This window comes from Propionispira raffinosivorans DSM 20765 (assembly GCF_000381065.1).
GTDB classification, from domain to species: domain Bacteria; phylum Bacillota; class Negativicutes; order Selenomonadales; family Selenomonadaceae; genus Propionispira; species Propionispira raffinosivorans.
The window spans coordinates 13365-31040 of the sequence record NZ_KB905872.1; the positions used below are offsets into that span (position 1 = coordinate 13365).

Annotated in this window: 20 protein-coding genes and 1 pseudogene; 4 read left to right on the forward strand and 17 right to left on the reverse strand. The window is 35.4% G+C overall.

From position 1 onward, the window contains the following. Positions 1-110: 110 nt before the first annotated feature. From ltrA to F606_RS24055, 12 genes are all read right to left on the reverse strand, one after another. Complete coding sequence (gene ltrA, locus F606_RS21670) at positions 111-845, reverse strand: group II intron reverse transcriptase/maturase (RefSeq protein WP_245542151.1); 735 nt, start codon at positions 843-845, stop codon at positions 111-113. Positions 846-1616: 771 nt separating this feature from the next. After that, a complete protein-coding gene (locus tag F606_RS0118420) occupies positions 1617-2750 on the reverse strand; it encodes a GGDEF domain-containing protein (protein ID WP_019555365.1) in 1134 nt (377 codons plus the stop codon). Between the two features lie 289 nt (positions 2751-3039). After that, positions 3040-4671, reverse strand: coding sequence for a hydroxylamine reductase (gene hcp, locus F606_RS0118430; protein WP_019555367.1), 1632 nt, complete (start codon positions 4669-4671; stop codon positions 3040-3042). A 300-nt stretch (positions 4672-4971) separates the two neighbouring features. Further along, positions 4972-5160 (reverse strand): hypothetical protein, encoded by a 189-nt coding sequence (locus tag F606_RS0118435; protein ID WP_019555368.1) that lies wholly within the window; start codon positions 5158-5160, stop codon positions 4972-4974. 92 nt (positions 5161-5252) lie between these two features. Continuing rightward, positions 5253-5516, reverse strand: a complete 264-nt coding sequence (locus F606_RS0118440; RefSeq protein WP_019555369.1) for a hypothetical protein — start codon at positions 5514-5516, stop codon at positions 5253-5255. 185 nt (positions 5517-5701) lie between these two features. Continuing rightward, positions 5702-5902: a KTSC domain-containing protein gene (locus tag F606_RS0118445; protein ID WP_026329486.1), complete on the reverse strand. Its 201-nt coding sequence runs from the start codon at positions 5900-5902 to the stop codon at positions 5702-5704. A 395-nt stretch (positions 5903-6297) separates the two neighbouring features. Then, entirely contained in the window at positions 6298-8019 is a 1722-nt protein-coding gene (locus F606_RS0118450; RefSeq protein ID WP_019555370.1) for a methyl-accepting chemotaxis protein, read from the reverse strand. A 183-nt stretch (positions 8020-8202) separates the two neighbouring features. Continuing rightward, complete coding sequence (locus tag F606_RS0118455) at positions 8203-8661, reverse strand: chemotaxis protein CheX (protein ID WP_019555371.1); 459 nt, start codon at positions 8659-8661, stop codon at positions 8203-8205. Continuing rightward, positions 8662-9528 carry a response regulator gene (locus tag F606_RS0118460; RefSeq protein WP_019555372.1) on the reverse strand — a complete coding sequence of 289 codons (867 nt, stop codon included), beginning with the start codon at positions 9526-9528 and terminating at the stop codon, positions 8662-8664. A gap of 96 nt (positions 9529-9624) precedes the next feature. Further along, positions 9625-9900 (reverse strand): hypothetical protein, encoded by a 276-nt coding sequence (locus tag F606_RS0118465; protein ID WP_019555373.1) that lies wholly within the window; start codon positions 9898-9900, stop codon positions 9625-9627. 180 nt (positions 9901-10080) lie between these two features. Then, complete coding sequence (locus tag F606_RS0118470; protein WP_019555374.1) at positions 10081-10380, reverse strand: hypothetical protein; 300 nt, start codon at positions 10378-10380, stop codon at positions 10081-10083. A 602-nt stretch (positions 10381-10982) separates the two neighbouring features. After that, positions 10983-11312, reverse strand: coding sequence for a type III toxin-antitoxin system ToxN/AbiQ family toxin (locus F606_RS24055; protein WP_083924110.1), 330 nt, complete (start codon positions 11310-11312; stop codon positions 10983-10985). A gap of 494 nt (positions 11313-11806) precedes the next feature. Here F606_RS24055 and F606_RS0118485 point away from each other — a divergent pair, with 494 nt between their 5' ends. Beyond that, positions 11807-12196 carry a nuclear transport factor 2 family protein gene (locus tag F606_RS0118485; protein WP_019555377.1) on the forward strand — a complete coding sequence of 130 codons (390 nt, stop codon included), beginning with the start codon at positions 11807-11809 and terminating at the stop codon, positions 12194-12196. 70 nt (positions 12197-12266) lie between these two features. Here the strand turns inward: F606_RS0118485 and F606_RS23875 are convergent, their stop codons facing one another. From F606_RS23875 to F606_RS23575, 3 genes are all read right to left on the reverse strand, one after another. Beyond that, positions 12267-13115 carry a methyl-accepting chemotaxis protein gene (locus F606_RS23875; RefSeq protein WP_019555378.1) on the reverse strand — a complete coding sequence of 283 codons (849 nt, stop codon included), beginning with the start codon at positions 13113-13115 and terminating at the stop codon, positions 12267-12269. A 113-nt stretch (positions 13116-13228) separates the two neighbouring features. Beyond that, complete coding sequence (locus F606_RS24060; protein ID WP_407635988.1) at positions 13229-13390, reverse strand: winged helix-turn-helix transcriptional regulator; 162 nt, start codon at positions 13388-13390, stop codon at positions 13229-13231. Beyond that, on the reverse strand, positions 13377-13535 hold the full coding sequence (locus F606_RS23575; protein ID WP_211210105.1) for a hypothetical protein: 159 nt from the start codon (positions 13533-13535) through the stop codon (positions 13377-13379). The genes F606_RS24060 and F606_RS23575 overlap by 14 nt, the downstream gene beginning before the upstream one ends. 284 nt (positions 13536-13819) lie before the next feature. On the opposite strand from F606_RS23575, the gene F606_RS0118505 reads away from it, so the two are divergent. Together F606_RS0118505 and F606_RS22065 are read left to right on the forward strand one after the other, a co-directional pair. Continuing rightward, the gene (locus tag F606_RS0118505) at positions 13820-14665 is read left to right on the forward strand and encodes a KilA-N domain-containing protein (RefSeq protein ID WP_019555380.1); all 846 of its coding nucleotides are present in this window, start codon (positions 13820-13822) and stop codon (positions 14663-14665) included. 744 nt (positions 14666-15409) lie between these two features. After that, positions 15410-15940, forward strand: a pseudogene (locus F606_RS22065) (L-lactate permease); the annotation flags it as partial. A gap of 108 nt (positions 15941-16048) precedes the next feature. Here F606_RS22065 and F606_RS0118515 read toward each other — a convergent pair. Continuing rightward, a complete protein-coding gene (locus F606_RS0118515) occupies positions 16049-16345 on the reverse strand; it encodes a DUF6809 family protein (protein ID WP_019555382.1) in 297 nt (98 codons plus the stop codon). Between the two features lie 772 nt (positions 16346-17117). Between F606_RS0118515 and F606_RS0118520 the strand changes: the two genes are divergently transcribed. Beyond that, positions 17118-17303, forward strand: a complete 186-nt coding sequence (locus F606_RS0118520; RefSeq protein ID WP_019555383.1) for a helix-turn-helix domain-containing protein — start codon at positions 17118-17120, stop codon at positions 17301-17303. Positions 17304-17491: 188 nt separating this feature from the next. Here F606_RS0118520 and F606_RS0118525 read toward each other — a convergent pair. Next, a partial coding sequence (locus F606_RS0118525) for a transposase (protein ID WP_019555384.1) occupies positions 17492-17676 on the reverse strand: 185 nt, incomplete at its 5' end.

Consider the following 17676-nt stretch of genomic DNA (forward strand, 5'->3'; position numbering starts at 1 on the left):
CACCACCATGGTTTTTGACCACAGCAACTTACGGTGGTTTGGAACCTCCACCTGTATAGCGGCTCCGAGGGGCCCACCCTCATCTACGGCTAAGCATGGCACTCGGACTGCTATGCAGTCCTTTGCCTTCGTGGCGCACAATCATCTGCATATCTCACGAACTTATGTCCGCGCTTCTCCAGCAGTTGGTCAAACTTTGTCAGATAGATATTCGATAACAGTGGCGATAGATTTCCTCCCTGTGGGGTTCCCGATCTACTAGGGCTGACTATTCCGCCTTCCACAACTCCACTTTTTAGGTATCTTCGGATGAGGCCTATAACTCTCTCATCCTTGATTTCCTCGCGGAGCATGTTGATGAGCATGTCATGGTTTACCGTGTCGAAGTACTGCGCTAGGTCGATGTCGACTACCTTCGTGTATCCTTCCCGGTAGTACGCTTCGGCTTGTTTCATTGCCTGATGCGCATTCCTGCCCGGGCGAAATCCATAACTTCTTGCGGAAAATATCTTCTCGAAGATGGGCGTTAGCACTTGCGCAATTGCCTGCTGTATGAGTCGATCGAGCACGGTCGGTATCCCTAGTTTTCGTGTTCCTCCATCCGGCTTTGGAATTTCTACCCTTTTCACAGGTTGAGGAATGTATCTCCCTGTTCGCAGGGACTCAAGGAATTCTTCTCTGTTTGTCTTCAGCCATTGCTTCAGACCGCCTACTTGCATCCCATCTACTCCGCCTGTACCTTTCTTGCTTACTACCTGAGCATAAGCCGCATTGAGGTTGTTGCGATCTAGTATTTCTTCTAACAGGTTTACGCGGTTCTCTTTTGCAATTTCCAGTGTTGCCACGCTCCGCACTCCCTTGTTACTCTCTGCTTCCAGCATACCCTGGCAAGGGCAGCCCATTTTATTGGTTTTCTGCTCTCTTAACATGACTTCACCTTCCTTTGATCACGAACTCTATTATTGTTCAGTCCTTCCCGAAAAAAAAAAAAACCTTCGGTACTATGACCTCGGCTGACTTCTCACAGTAAATCTTATTTCAACCATGCTTCGATTCACTTATCTTCACATGTCTGTGAGACCTCCCCGGGTAAGAACGCAATCTTTCTCTCCATCTATCTGCCACATTTACCGCGCAAGCTTTCGGATAGTTTTGGGCTTTGATTTGTCTAGCAATCTTACCCAGCTTACTCTGCCTTATATGTGATTTCTGTTCGTCAGACCAGAGATTTGCCGCCGACTTCCTTCAGATTCCACCTCACGATGGACACCCTTGTCTTAGGCTACGTGCTTGGCACTATCAACCCGCACTCGGGACTTTCACCCGTTAGATTGCGCCCATGCCGGGCGCACTAAAAATAAAGGCTTGGCGATTTGCCAAGCCCTTGTTTTGTCATTTTTTTAGTTGTGCGAAAGCTCTATGTATCTTTTTGGTATCCTAGATGCTTATTTGTCAAATGAATCTTCGCTCAATACCCTTATTGCTTAATTAATTGTATCGTCTTAATGGGATTAATTTCAAGTAATCTATTTTATTTTTAGTAATCTCACTCACATAACACATATCAAATTTTCTTACTGATCCGCATCTCCTATAATGTAATATTATTTAATGCGTTATATATGACTCCTTCTTGCTTTTTTCGTTCGGTATAAATCCTCATCAGCTCGTTGAATCAATTCAGCCCAGTTCGTCACATTATCATCATTTACTGCAAAGCCAACACTAATCGTTGTATGTATTAATTCTCCCTGCCATAAAACTGACAAATTTTCTACCTTTTCACATAAATGTTTTATTGTTTGTACTAGAAGCTCTGCCTCATAAGCAATTATAATAAATTCATCACCGGCATAGCGAAACGCTTCTGCTCTTAGATTAAATGCATCAGCAATAACATGGCTCACTTCTTTCAAATACAGATCTCCAGCCTGATGACCGTAGGTATCATTGATCATTTTAAATTCATCAACATCAAGCATAAGAACGCCTGCTGCTTTATTTCTATGAAGAACAAGTTTGACTAAAGTCTCTTCTAGTGCACGGCGATTTGGTAATCCTGTAAGCATATCGGTATAGGCCTTAATTTTAATTTGATGATTCATTTTGTCCATAATAATCCAAAATAAGCAGAGTGATAAAGTCATATATAAAATGAAAATACCGATAATAAAAGCAACCTGGACACTTCCTAGTTGCATTAAATCAAAATAAAAACGATCTGAAATTGTCAGCAAAATGCGAAAAAATAGAAACACTATATTTAATTTCAAAATAAGTGACAAATACTTGCTGGGTACGTTATCTGCATAGGTTATGTTGCGAGATAAAGTACGGATACTTATACCAGAAAGGATCACTAAAAACAGACTTATATCAATAATCCGCCAAGCAACAGAGGGATAAATATATGTTAGGTAAAATAGACTCACCATAAAAACAAAAAAAATAGTGGCAAGCTTTCGTCGTAAATATGCTGGTTTATTCACATAACAAGCAATACCTGCTTGAATTGCTAAAGAGGAAAGAAAGGCTCCAGCATTTGCCAAAATAATAGAATGAAAATCAGGAATCACTCCTCTAAAAGAGTATAAAAGCAAACTGCTACCTAATAAAATTTGGCTCAAGCTCCAAAATGCAATAGCATCCCGAATTACACGAATGTAAAACCATATGCTAACCATTATCAAAGCATTCATCCAAACAAGGACCGTAGCTCCCATAAATAATGTTCTAATATCAAAATCCATACATCAATTCCTCTATATCCATTTAAAAAATTTATTGTTAAAAAATAAATACTAAGTACTTATCTTACATACAAATATGCCATATTTTTATACAGAATGCAATTCCTGAAAAAATTTCACCGGATAATTTTCATTTGAACCCCGCCCTTTCGTCCCAATGTATTGACTCTCTCTTGGCATAATAAATTAGGCCTCCTATGAATTTTATCATAGAAGGCCTTTGTGGTATTAAGTTACATATTTTTATTTACACGCTCGTTTCGCTACGACTAAAACCATTAGCTTTCGACTACGATTCTATAAATCTGACAATATCATCAGCCACAGGTCCTACACCAGTAATACCAAAATTGTCTATTAATACTTTTGCTACATTTGGAGAAAGGAATCCTGGTAGTGTTGGTCCTAAATGAATGTTTTTCACTCCGAGATATAGCAACGCAAGCAGTACAATGACTGCTTTTTGTTCATACCAAGCTATGTTATAAACAATTGGAAGCTCATTTACATCCTGTAATTCAAATATGTCTTTAAGCTTCAATGCAATAAGTGCTAACGAATACGAATCATTGCATTGCCCCGCATCAAGAACTCTTGGAATTCCTCCGATATCGCCTAGCCCCAGTTTGTTATAGCGATACTTCGCACAGCCTGCTGTCAAAATCACGCTATCCTTGGGAAGTTTTTGAGCAAACTCCGTATAGTATTCTCTCGATTTCATTCGTCCATCACAACCGGCCATGACAACAAATTTTTTAATAGCTCCAGATTTCACTGCAGCAACGACTTTATCGGCAAGTGCAAAAACCTGTTCGTGAGCAAAGCCGCCTATAATTTTACCCGTTTCAATTTCAGTTGGTGCCTTTAGTGTTTTAGCAAGATTTATAATTTGCGAAAAATCTTTCTTGCCATTAAGATCCGCTTCAATATGCACGCACCCAGGATACCCAGAAGCACCACTCGTAAATATTCTGGCTTTGATTTCTTCACTTCTTGGTGGTACTATACAATTTGTTGTAAAAAGGATTGGTCCATTAAAAGATGCAAACTCTTCTATCTGCTTCCACCATGAATTCCCGTAATTTCCAATCAAGTTATCATATTTTTTAAAGGCTGGGTAATAATGGGCTGGCAGCATTTCGCTGTGTGTATATACATCAATGCCAGTTCCTTTTGTCTGTTCCAAGAGTTGTTCAAGATCTGTCAGATCATGACCAGAAATCAATATAGCTGGATTATTCATAACACCAATATTGACTTCTGTAAGTTCTGGATTCCCATATTTTGATGTATTTGCCTCATCCAGTAAAGCCATAGCCGCAACACCATACTGTCCTGTTTTTAAGGTCAAAGCAACAAGTTCCTCGATCGTAAGACCATCATCCAAGGTGGCTGCTAATGCTTCATACAAAAAAGCATAAATATCAACATTTTCTTTTCCAATATTCAATGCGTGATGGGTGTATGCAGCCATTCCCTTTACACCATAAGTGATTAGTTCTCTCAACGATCTGACATCTTCATTTTCTGTTGCTAAAACGCCTATTTCAGCGGCCTTCATTTGCATATCATCAATAGAGGAAACTTCAAAAACTGCTGCATCGTGCAAGATTTTTTCAGTAATTTTTTCGCGCAATTTGTTTCGCATGGTAATCATTTTTTCTATTTCTTTTGCAATTGCAATATCATCGAAATTTGCATTCGTAATCGTAATAAATAAACTTCGCAGGGCTTCATGATTGACTTGTTCCAAATTTTTTACATCTAAATTACCTTTGATGACAATTTCTGAAACACCTTTTAATGTGTAAATCAATAAATCTTGCAGTTTAGCAACACGCTCCGTCTTACCGCAAACACCTTTGACTGTGCACCCCGTTCCTTTAGCTGTTTCCTGACATTGATAACAGAACATCCCCATTAATACCCCTCCTCTTTTTTATTCATCGACTGAATTATCTATCTGAATAGTCTTACAGCTATTTTCTACATGGTATCTATATATCCTCTATTAATATTACGATAACTACCCTTATATATCAGATTGATAAAACTCTTGCGTAAAAATTTTAAATATCCTACATACTTCAGCCATCTAACACGCCTAAATTAATGACGCTCTTTAGTTTCTTTGTGTTGATAATTTTATTTATGTGTATAAAACAAAAACTAGCGAAAACACATCCCGTAAATAGCATTATTTTAATTTGACCTATTATCTTTACTTCAGTATCATTGAATCCTCTAGGCTTTTCACCGCTATACGTAATTGTTTTTCTAAGATTTTTAAACGATTAGCAATTTTTATTTCATTTTTTTGTCGATATATAATCTCGGATGTCTGTGCATTAATTAAAAGTTTTTCTAATTCTATTTTTTGCTTCTCAACGTCTTCAAATATCTGTAACATAATAGCAGAACTTCTTTCTAATAAAAATTTTACAATTTGGGAGAGTATGTCGGATTACGTGGATGCTAAAGCAGGAGAAGTATCTTCACATCTTACGATCTCCGCAGCCTCCATTCACTTTTTACTTTTATCTGTTCAATCTTGACCTCTGACAATTTCTTTTTTGTTGCTACATATTTTTCAAACTCCGAAATATTCATCCAACTTTCTTTCAGCGGGTAAGCGTAATAAAAAGCATACCCACGAACTTGCCCAAAATTGTCTTTATATGCAACGGTAATGTGTTTCAATTTATAAACTTCAAAATATGATGCTACAATTATTACTACCGGTATAGCTACAATCCAAATATTCATTACATTACCCCCTCTATTATTTTTTTGTTTTTTTATTATTCAATAATTATATTTATTATTAAACAATATTTTTTATTTTATTAATTTCCCTTTAAATATGTTTTTTATTATTATCTATATGGCGTAAAAACATCCACAAGCACTGCAAAAAAGTGACCGCATCATACGTGCAGCCACTTTAAAAGCTAAACTCGATAATAATGATGGATTATTTCAATACGGGAAAGAGCAGAATCTAAAGATGCGGAATTAAGAAAATTATCATATTCCGCTATAGAAACATCTGCATATTGGTATAGTGACCCATCTAGAAATTCAATTTCCAAGACGTTATTTTCCCATCCAACAGTGTTTATTCGGCTAGATGATACAGTGTGTCTCTGCATTACAAATCATTCCCTTCTAGAGCATTTCAACAATTTATGTTGATAGTTTAAGTATACGAAAGAAATAATACTTAAACAATAGCTAATATTTATAAATAAATATATCAATAATATACTTGTGATTTTTCATTTTACTAGCTATCAACTTACCCCAGGCTATCATCAAAAAATAGTTCCAGTTTGGAATGAATGCTTTATAAAAAGTCTCAATTCATTGGATTTTTATAAAAAATCTTAAATACTTGGATTTTATATGCTAATTTATTGGGGTAAAAAACTATTTATTAAATAGCCTTTACCCTTGGTGCACCATAAACATACCCCCTTTGCTCGACAATTGTATTCGTTATCTATCGAACAAAAGAGGGTATTTCAAGTAAATTCAGCAATTTTATTTAAACTTTAAACTTTCGAATAGATTCTTGCAGTTCAGCCGCCATTTGCGACAAGTGCGTGCTGGCGGATGCGATTTCTTCCATAGAAGCTGACTGTTCTTCCGTTGCTGCCGATATAGTTTCTGTTTCTTCCGCTGTTTTTTTAGTTTGTGTACTGCTACCACTTGCTGCTTTTATAACATCTTCCGTACCACTGGTCAACTCTTCTGTAGCTGCCGATATTTCATTAATTTCATCAGCTACACCTTTAATCATATCCAAAATTTCATTAAAGTTCCGTCCAGCTAACTCAACTAATTCCGATCCCATTTCCACTTCTCGTTTACTTTCATTCATAAATGTAACTGCAGTTTGTGTCTTCAGCTGAACATCACTGATCAAATTCGTGATATCTTTGGTTGCATTAGCGGACTGTTCCGCTAATTTTCTTACTTCATCTGCTACAACAGCAAAGCCTTTTCCTGCCTCCCCTGCTCTTGCAGCCTCAATTGCTGCATTTAATGCTAATAGATTGGTTTGTCCAGCTATATTTGAAATCAAAGATACAATCTGACTTATCTGTTGCGCTTTATCTTCAAGTTCTCCAATTACACCTGCTGTAGTATTTGTTTTTTGCTCAATAACGCGCATCTGACTGATTGTTTCTTGAACCGCTTTCTCGCCGCCAACGGCTGCAACTGAAGTTTTTTCTGTTGATTTTGCTACTTCTACTGTGTTTGTGGTTACTTGATGAATCCCTTTTGCCATTTCTTCGACAATATGATTTGTTGTAATTGCAATTTCAAGTTGCTTTTCAGCACCTTTTGCCACTTCAGTAATCGATTCTGCCACCTGTGCAGATGCTTGCGCAGACTGTTCTGCACTCGCGGTCAGTTCCTGCGAAGCTGCAGCTAATTGTTCCGACGTATTAAGCAACTGCTTTATAAGTGTTCTTATATTTCGATTCATCTGATCAACGGCCTTGGACAATACACCAAATTCGCTTTTATCGTTCATATTATGATCCGCAACATTATTTGAAAAATCTCCAGATGCAATGCCTCCCAAAAATTGTACTGATTCAGCTAAACGTTTAACAATTTGTTTAACAATCAAAATACCCAAGCCTGCACCAATAACAACTGCCACGATGGTAATTATGATAAACAGCATACTTGCTTTGGCAAAACTATCTTTTGATTCCTGATTCATTTTCTCCGCGTCTTTTTTTGAGATCTCTGATAAATCTTGTAAAGATTTCGTTGTTGCATTTGCTAGTGATTCAACTTTTTGTTTATATACCGAAAAGGCTTCTGCATTTTTATTGACTTTTGCAAGCTCCAGAACTTCATTGTTTGCATCTTTATACTGTACTACAATACTTTGTAATTCTTTAAACTTATTTTTTTGCTCCTGACTCAAAGGCAAAGCTTCAAATTTTGTTAAATTTTCATTATATTTTTTCCTTGCATCAGCAATTTGATCAATCAATCGCTGATTTTCTTTTACATCGGTTGTGATCATTAATTCAAATAAATCACTACGAATTCTTCGTATATAAATTCGATTTTCATAGGCCAAGCTAACTTCTGTCAAATTGTTTTGATACATCATATCCGTATATTCACTGCTTCGTTTTAAATTAAAATATCCAATCATACCAACTAAGATAACAGCTAAACTAAAAGTAAGGATTAAAATACTTAATTTTTGCTTCACCTTTAAATTATTAAACCAAGACATATTGCATCTCTCCCTATATAAATTTTATAAAACCATATGCTTTATGACAAAATATAAAATCATTCCGTAATAAACACTCAAATGTTATGCTATTATTTTCTGTTTATTCAAAATCATCCTTTTCGTCGGCAAAAACAAGACTGTTACATCATATATAACAGTCTTCACACAGCTCTTCGGATATTAATCAATTTTTATATCTACTTCAAATCTCTTTCCATCTACATCAAGTTCAACAATCAAATATTGATTATCACTAATACACAAGGAAACATCTTCTCCTATTGTTAAATTAGGTGTGGAAATATCTACTAGATGATTTTGTGAAGACAGTTTCGTTGCAACTTGAGCGGTTAGCATGTTAGCCAACTCAGAAATTGCACTTTCGGCAATTGAATTTAATTCAAGTACTGGCACCCCCATCATCATCGTAGAAGCAAATCCACAAGCCGTATTCATCGACATATTATATGCTACATTGCCAGAAATTCCTTTACTAAACCCAACCAAGACAATAACACCAAAACTCTTTAAATATTTTTCTCCTACGCTTAGTTTATTACGTTTTATATTTTGGAAACCAAGTTGCGGTAAAACATCGTAAATTGCCGTAATAAAAGGATTTACCATCTGTACATCCATTTATTTTGCCCCCTTAGAAAATCCAATTGATATTTTGATATCACCGATTGAGGTGCTAGCGGTAATATCAAAGGGTCGTAATTTCACACTCAAAAATTTCATGTTTCGACCTTTTATAATACCTGGTGGTGACATTCTAACATCTTGATCTTTGAGGACATCATCTAAATAGGATACATACTTCCCCATAATTACATTTGCCGCTTCACTAAACGCTTCTCGAGCATCATCATCATCTAATTCGTCTTCCTCATCCAACTGCAACATTAACCGCGCAAAGCCAATCACAGCAGCATCCTCTGCATACAAAATTGCTTTGCCCTGTATATCTCCGGTTAAACCAACAATAGCGGCTGTTCCACTAATATCAGACTCTTCCAAAACATTTTCTTCGAATTTCATCGTACTTTCCAAATTTGTTATTTGGAAAATTTCATGTTGGAAAATTTTAATTAATGGTTTAATATAAGCTTCTTCAATATGATCACTTGTTTTATCTTCACTTTGATATAAAAGCAATAGTGTATCAATAAGTTCATAGGGTGTTACAGGTTTTTGTAAAAAAGAACTGATACCGATTTCCCGCCCTTTTGTGATTAACAAAGAATCTTTCATGGCACTAATCATTATAATTTTTGCTTTTGGATTCATTTCTAAAATGCACCGACTTGTTTCGATACCATTAATTCCTGATAAATTCATATCCATTGTTACAATATCTGGGTTGTGTTCCTTATATTTCTCAATAGCTTCTTTGCTGTTTTTAGCGTAACCACAAACTTTAAAATTTGTTTTTGATAATATTTTACTTAATATCATATAGCTACTTTTTGAGTCATCTACTATCAAGACAGTAACTTCTTTCATGTAGCATCCCCCATTTCAAATATCATATCTTTCAGCCTTGCTTTTTAATAATAAGAAAGAGACTATTTACCGAAAAACAGCCTCTTTTTAAAATATTCACATAATTTTTTCAATATTTATTACTTTATACTCAATATGATGCAAAACTGCCATAATATAGATTCTCACAAGTCCAGTTTGATTTGGATACATCACTGCTACAGATTTAGCTATAAATAAATACTGGGTCTTACCTAGATACTTTTTTATCCCCACCTCTAATGGTTCATAACTAATTCGAATCAGCATCTTCAATGCTTTGTAAAAAATATCTTTATTGTCTTTTTCTACAGGAGTTTGAATAATCCAACCTCCGTCTATCGTAGTAGTCATAACCATACCTCTTTTAATTATAAAATTTGGCATTATGAAACAACTAACTATAATACATATATTAGAAATTAGTATAACATACCGTCGAAACTTCACCAGTTAATAAATGTATTATATTTACATTTATTGTTAATATGCTGCCCTTAATAGCAGTTTTAATGTCTTTCACTGCTTTAAATGTTATTGTATATTCGTATGAGATGTTCTACGAAGTTCTCGTAACAGACTTTCCACTTCTAACGGAATAGTTTCCCACGATTCAATAATATTTAAAAACATGCCCCTCGACGCAAACAGTCCAATGATTATTTTTGCTTCACCTGTTGTACAATTATTAAAGGTTTTTATACTCTTTTCAAACTCATCATATGTTATTTTATCTCCATATTTTTGCATAGTTTCAAGTAAATGCTCATTGATACGTTTAAATTTTTCTTCCGTCATGTTTAACCCATCCCATAATTTTTTTTCAACTATCATTCGAACATCTCCTTAATTTTCATAATGTTCTATCTTCGTCAAAAATGTATCAAATCCTGTTTTTTAGTTAATGGATTAACTTGCTCTATTCGATTCATTAACGATCCTCTCAAACAAGTTTTCTAACTATACAACCAGCAGCTTATTTCACAAATCAATTTTTACGCTGCCATATGATTTATACCGAATAGCAAGTTTGGTTTTATTATAGTTAAAGAATACGTATTATATACTCCCAAGCGATTGAAAGCTTGGGAGTAATTTTTTTACAAAAAAACTGCTGCACATGTTTTATTATGTGCAACAGTCCTTTTTTATTACGTATTTTTTTATAATATCCATTACTTATTATCAGTATTATCTGTTAATGTAGTTATAGTTAAAGCCTTATTAATCTCATCTAGCGACTCTTTTAATAAATTAAATGTTTTAGACTCAGTAGGAGCTATTCTTGTTTTCATCGCCTCTTCGAGCGCGTGCCAATCACAACATCTAGCTTTTATATTATCAGGCAAATATGGTTTATATCTCACCGTATATAGCTTCTTGGATTTTTTTATAATTTTATCTGTCTCAGCGGTAGTATTAAAAATACGTAATTGCTACAACATCATGTTTCTATATTTAGGATCATCATTTATTAAAATAGATAGGTCAAACATGCTTACGACATCATCAGAGACAGGTATTATATTGTTAAAATTGATCATACCTAATTCTCCATTTTTAATTTTATATAAATCCAATCCCTCGTGCATTGTTTTATGCTTCTCTTTTGGTGAGCCTAACGGGGCATAATATTTTATATTATTAATCTCGCAAACTACGCCTAAAAATTTTCGACTATTCGCGTTAGGATGCTCCAAACTAACGTTATCATCAATATTGTGCAAAAAAAGTAAATAATCTTTATCAATTTCATATAATTTCAGATTTTCAGATTTTCAGATTTCATTTTTCTCCTAAAAAAAGAATAGACGCGAATTACCGCGCCTATTCCTTTTTTACCTCGCTCTTATACGGGTACGATATCCCAAAATATTACTACCATCAACTCATATTAATATGGGTTGCGCTACAAATCCAACTTATATACCTTATGTACATTATATCAAATAAGTACTATAAAGTACATACAAAATCATTATAAACTTTTTTTAAGATATGGCAACGATTCGTGTGAAAAACAGCCATAAGACATTTTTTGCCAATGAAATATATTTTTTATCATTTATGCTATAGCCACTGATAGATTATTGACATAGCACTTATACTCTAATTTCCAGATTTAGTACTTGACTTAAAGTATACTTTAAGTCATATGCTTTAAAGCCATATCAAATTATATTGATTAATGATTTTACATGATGTTACTCCTAATGTAAACTATATTTAGAGCTAAAAACCAAAGGAGGCATTTTTAAATATGACTAACCAAATAAATCAAAAAATTGCTGAAGATTTCTTATATGCATATAAAGCTCACGATTGGGACGGTATTAAAAGTCTTTTACACACTGATATCAAATGGACACTTCCTGGTGATGGAATGATTTCTGGAACTGCTGTAGGTGCGGATGCTGTTATCGAACGTACTAAAACTATTATTGCAAGCGGAGTACAAACAACGCTCCACCATATTCTTGTAGGACAAAATGGACTTACTCTATCACTAAACAATACTGCAACATCAGCAGATGGATGCATCTTAGATGAAGAATTAGCAACTGTATTGACTGTTGCTAATGGGCTTATTATAAAAATCGATACCTACCTTTCCGATGTACCTATGATGGAAAAATATTTCCATAAATAAAAAATTATGGATGAAGATTAGTAAGTATAAAACCCCTAAAATCGTTGTAATTGATTTTAGGGGTTTTATATCATTTGAATTTTTTAACAAAAACTTCTAACTCATTGGCAGCATTGCTCACATGCCCCAAATGTGCTGTAATTTCTTCTGTCGAAGCTGCTTGTTCTTCACTAATCGCCCCCGTTGTTTCAATTGATCGAGAAATTCCGGTAACAGCAACATTCATTTCCTTTAAGATCTGTTGGATTTTTTCAGTAGCAGATTTAGATTGTTCCGCTAACTTGCGAACCTCTTCTGCCACAACAGCAAACCCTCGCCCCATCTCTCCGGCTCTAGCTGCTTCAATTGCTGCATTGAGTCCTAATAAATTGGTCTGCTGAGCAATATTATTAATAAATTCGATAACCTTTATAGTTTCACTATTTTTCTCCATAAGTGTAGCTGCCTGTGTAATGGATTCCTGCCCAGCATTTGCAAGCTCACTAGCACTATGGGCAACCTGCTCTACCGCTTCGTAAGCATTGCGGGTTGATTTTGCCATCTCAGCAACGGTTTCAATCAGTTTTGCATTTTCCGCCATATCTACCCCGGAACTGATCGTGCCAATGATTTCATTATTGATCCCACGAATTGGTGTAAATATTGTCTTAATAGGCTTACCATAAACTTCTTTTTCAACATCAGCAAACGTCGTTTTATTGCCACGAATACAGTCCATTATTGTCGCTATATTCGTAACCGACTTGCCTGGAACCAGATCTATATCAAGATTATTTCCTTTTTGATAATCAATATACTCTGTCAAATTACTTAAGCCGATCACCATATCTTCACGCGAAATTGTATTGATATATGGAATTACGACCTTAAAAGCATTGAGGATTTCTTCATTTGTTTTAATGGTATCAGGATATTTCATATTTATTCCTCCATATACTTTATTCTGTATAAAAAATTTCATATGTTGGATTATTTCGACAAGTTCAAAATAAACACCTGCTAACCATTGTTCCTGTTCGGAAAGCTTTTATTTTATTCCTTGATACTTGATATAATCATCCCACCACTTAGAGGCATCTCATTATATTGATTTCTAGTAATTAATTCATCGTTCTCCAGTTCGTGCAATGAATTTGATAGCATTGTATTTGTCATTCCTAATATGTCCCTTTTAAATTCATTAAACCGCACCACTTCTTTTTTTAATAACTGTACTAATATACGAAGTTTCCATTTTCCCTCCAATTACAAACAATGCACTTTTTACAGGGCATTGTTTGTAATTATCTGATTCTCTAATGAAATTTAAATACTGCTCTAATTCTTGTTTGCTCGCCATATCTATTCCTCCTCGGTACGAAAAATAATACCTAATCACAAAATCCTGCGTACTTATTAGTATAAAATTATTTAAGTATAATAATTTTACCAAGTATTTTTAGTTGAGTAAATATTATATAAAGGAGAATATATATATGGAGAAACAATTTATTGAATTAAAAAATGGTGAACCATTTTTCAACATCGTTATGGAAGGACTTCGAGGTGATTTGCCAAGTCCTATATTTTGACTTAATATTATGCTATGATTATATCAGTAAAGTACATCGGACGGAGGATCTTATGGCTAAACAAAATAAAGAAACGCTCCATGCAAAAGGAATAGAAATCTCTATATTCTCGGAAGATTTTCAAAATGATTTCATTTCATTAACAGATATTGCACGTTATAAAAGTGAAGAACCAAAAGATGTTGTTAAAAATTGGCTTAGAACCAAAGATACCTTAGAATTTCTCGGATTATGGGAACAACTCCATAATCCTAATTTTAAAGGGGTCGAATTCGACGCCTTTAGAAAAGGAGCTGGTCTAAACGCTTTTACTCTATCTCCACAAAAATGGATCAGCTCTACTAATGCAATCGGCATGATTTCAAAATCCGGGCGATACGGCGGAACCTATGCCCATAGTGATATTGCCTTTGAATTTGCCTCATGGGTTTCAGCTGAATTTAAGCTCTATATTATAAAAGACTATCAACGAATAAAAAGCGATGCAAGCAGTAAATTAGCACTTGGTTGGAACTTAAACCGTGAAATTGCAAAGCTAAATTATAAAATTCATACGGATGCCATAAAAGAAAACCTGATTCCCCAAAAACTAGCACCGAAACAAAAGTCCATGACCTATGCCAATGAAGCCGATGTCTTAAATGTAGCTTTGTTTGGCAAAACAGCTAAAGAATGGCGAGACGAGTATCCTAAAGCTAAAGGTAACATCAGAGATTGTGCTTCACTTCATCAACTATTAGTTCTCGCTAACCTGGAAAGTTATAATGCCATACTTATTAAAGAAAATATCCCCCAAGAGCAAAGACTTGATCTTTTAAATAAAATGGCCATTGATCAACTCAAAGCTATTCAAACCATAAACATTGATTCCATTCAAAAACTTAGTAAGCAATCCTAAACGGTACTCCCCCAATAACAATCGACGCCTAATCAAAATCAATGCGCCTTATTTGCGCCTTAACATTTAAAAACCATTGCCATTTCAAACCAACATTCACCAATCCTGACCCCCGTAAAGCCAGTAAAATCAATGATTTCCCATCAATCTACAATAATCACAAATAGTCCTTACGTCATTCGTAATGAGCAGGTCGTAGGTTCAATTCCTATCATCAGCTCCAGTGTTATCAATGCCTCCGAGGTTTTCGGAGGCTTTTTTATTGTCCATTTTTAAGGAAATGCGCCTTAACACAAAAATCTACATGTATCTTTCTTTAGTTTAAAAATACAAAATACAGTTCAGTTATATATCACTACAAAACATAATGGGTTTATCCTGATAAATAAAGTCTCTCTAAATCACAAAAATTTTCATCATAAATTATTTTCCATTCACTCTCAACACTGTATAAAAGCATAAAAAGATTACATACTTCCTATTATTATGAGTCAAATTTTGGTGTAAATTCATCCGAACTCACAATAAAAAAGGGGGGGATATTCTCTATCCACCGTAGCAATCACGGTACACGTAACATCAAAAGCGAATTAGGCAAAATGGGGATGAATATTTCACGTCGGCGTGTTAGCTGCATCATGAAACAAAAAAATTGCGAGAATTGTACTATAGCATAATATAAAACACATGTAATTTCCTGCAGCCGACGCCTCACCATATACATTCACCTAGCTTGCCACACCGGGAGTACTTATTCTGCTTGCCGCCTTCATTGGTGGGCGAGTACAATCTGCATCTTTCGGAGAAATGTTCCTGGTTTTAGCCAAAACAATTATTAGCCTGCGCAACACAATCATTACAATCATCACAATTATAGCTACAGCCAAGGTCATGGGATACAGCGGCATGACACATGAAATCTCTGAAACAGCTGTCAATACAACCGGCATCTTCTATCCAGCCATCGCTCCCTTCATTGGCTCAGTCGGCACATTTATCACTGGTTCAGCAACATCGAGCAGTGTTCTTTTTGGCAAACTACAAACAGCTTCCGCCTCCGCAATTTATGCAAATGCAAGTTGGATAGCAGCTGCCAATGCAACTGGAGCCTGTGCTGGAAAACTGATTTCACCTCAAAATATCGCTATCGCTACCGCAGCAATTGCCAGTAACGAACGTGACAGCGAATTGTTAAAGTCTGCAGCCAAGTATTACGTCTCTTTCATCATTCTCATGGGTTGTATTGTCTATTTCGGTCAGATTTTCATTCACTAAAACACTCTACATTCTCTCCATCGGACTGCACCGACGAATAAACGCCCATTCTGGGCGCACAGAAACACCCCGGCGATTTTTTCCAATCACCAGGGTGCCCCGTTCTCTCTAACTCCGCGTTGGTGACCAACTCATCGTCTCCATAATCAGCCGGACTGCATCGGAAAAACCTTGTCGATAATATACGTCCATTCCGCTCAGCATCATACAATTATATTCATCATCAAGTTTTTCCAAGGTTTCCTGCAACTCCAAAGGCAATGCACTTTTGATTTTGTTCTGATACGCAAGGACTTTTTCGCTGGCATGATAATATTCACTAGAATGCTTCCCTAAATCGAGTCCGGCCAAATTTTCATACTCCATCGTGGCAGCCAACGAATCAAATACATTTTTTATCATCATTTATATCCCCCATCCTCATTCTGCAAGGGGTTTCTCTATTGTAATCCAATAAAGGAACCCACCCTACAGTTTGTTTCAGGGGAAATCAAAAAAGCGCATGCGCGGGTTTATTCAACCTACACATGCGCTTTGCTATATCTTAATTGCATGCAGACGCTAAGCTCCTGTCAAAACTTCAATTACATCATACCGAACAAACCATCTCCCTTGTCACCCAAGGAAAATCACGGTATAATAAATTGTCGTCGTAGACAGCTAGCTGTTACGTGTAGGTGCTGGTTCACCTGCTCGTGTCTAAGAGTGTTAGCGCACTCTTGGGACACGGCGACTTTTTTAATTTCCACCCTATTTCTAATTATATTACACATCTTAGCGATTGCAAGTAAAAATAGACTGAAACATGATTTTTTATTATGAAAATCATGTTTTTTTGTGGTTTTTAGGAGATATTACCTGCGCATAATGTACCATAAATCTACTATCCTGAAATTCAGAAAGCGGATTCTTTTTCTTATAGTATCACCTTTTATTGACAAAAAAAAGACATGTCCCCATTGTTTTCTCTGAAAAATTAAAAGCCATGAAACGCGGCAAATTTATTTTATTGCAAAATCTTCAATTCAAGATTATATAGACACTCTGATGCCTTAAGATGATTATATGGCAATACGTTAGCTTTTTTTATGTGTTGTAAACTTTTTACAAATTATACATGCAATGCTTTTTTCAATAAACATTTAAGTAAGATAAGAAAAATGGAGGTTGAAAAATCATGGTTGAAAAATATAACGATCTAGTAACGGTAGAAGAGCTTTGTGAAATGCTTTTCATCGGCAAAAACGCTGCTTACAAACTATTGGCATCCGGCGAACTAAAATGTTTCCGTATTAACCGTATATGGAAAATTCCTCGTCAATCAGTTTCAGAATATATAAAAGCACAAAGTAATTTAGCATAAAAAGATAGAGTTTGGCTATTATGCCAAGCTCTATTTGCTCCATTTTTGTCCAAGTCATGACCTCCGGTAAACCGGAGGCTTGCTCAAGCCCTGGAATGGCATATTACTAACATAAGCCCCTCAAGGGGCGTCCGAATGGTCTAACCAACGTTTTACTTTTTCGGGCGACCCCTAAAGGGGCTTTTTATTTATGCCTTTTGCTTCTTGCTACCCGTAAACGGGTCCACAAACTCTTTTAAACTCATTTGTTCTGTTATTTGATCTTGTTCTAGCTGATTCCTAATGTAGTTCTCTATCTGCTTTTTATTTCTTCCTACCGTATCCACAAAATAGCCGCGTGCCCAAAATGTTCTACTACCATATTTGTATTTCA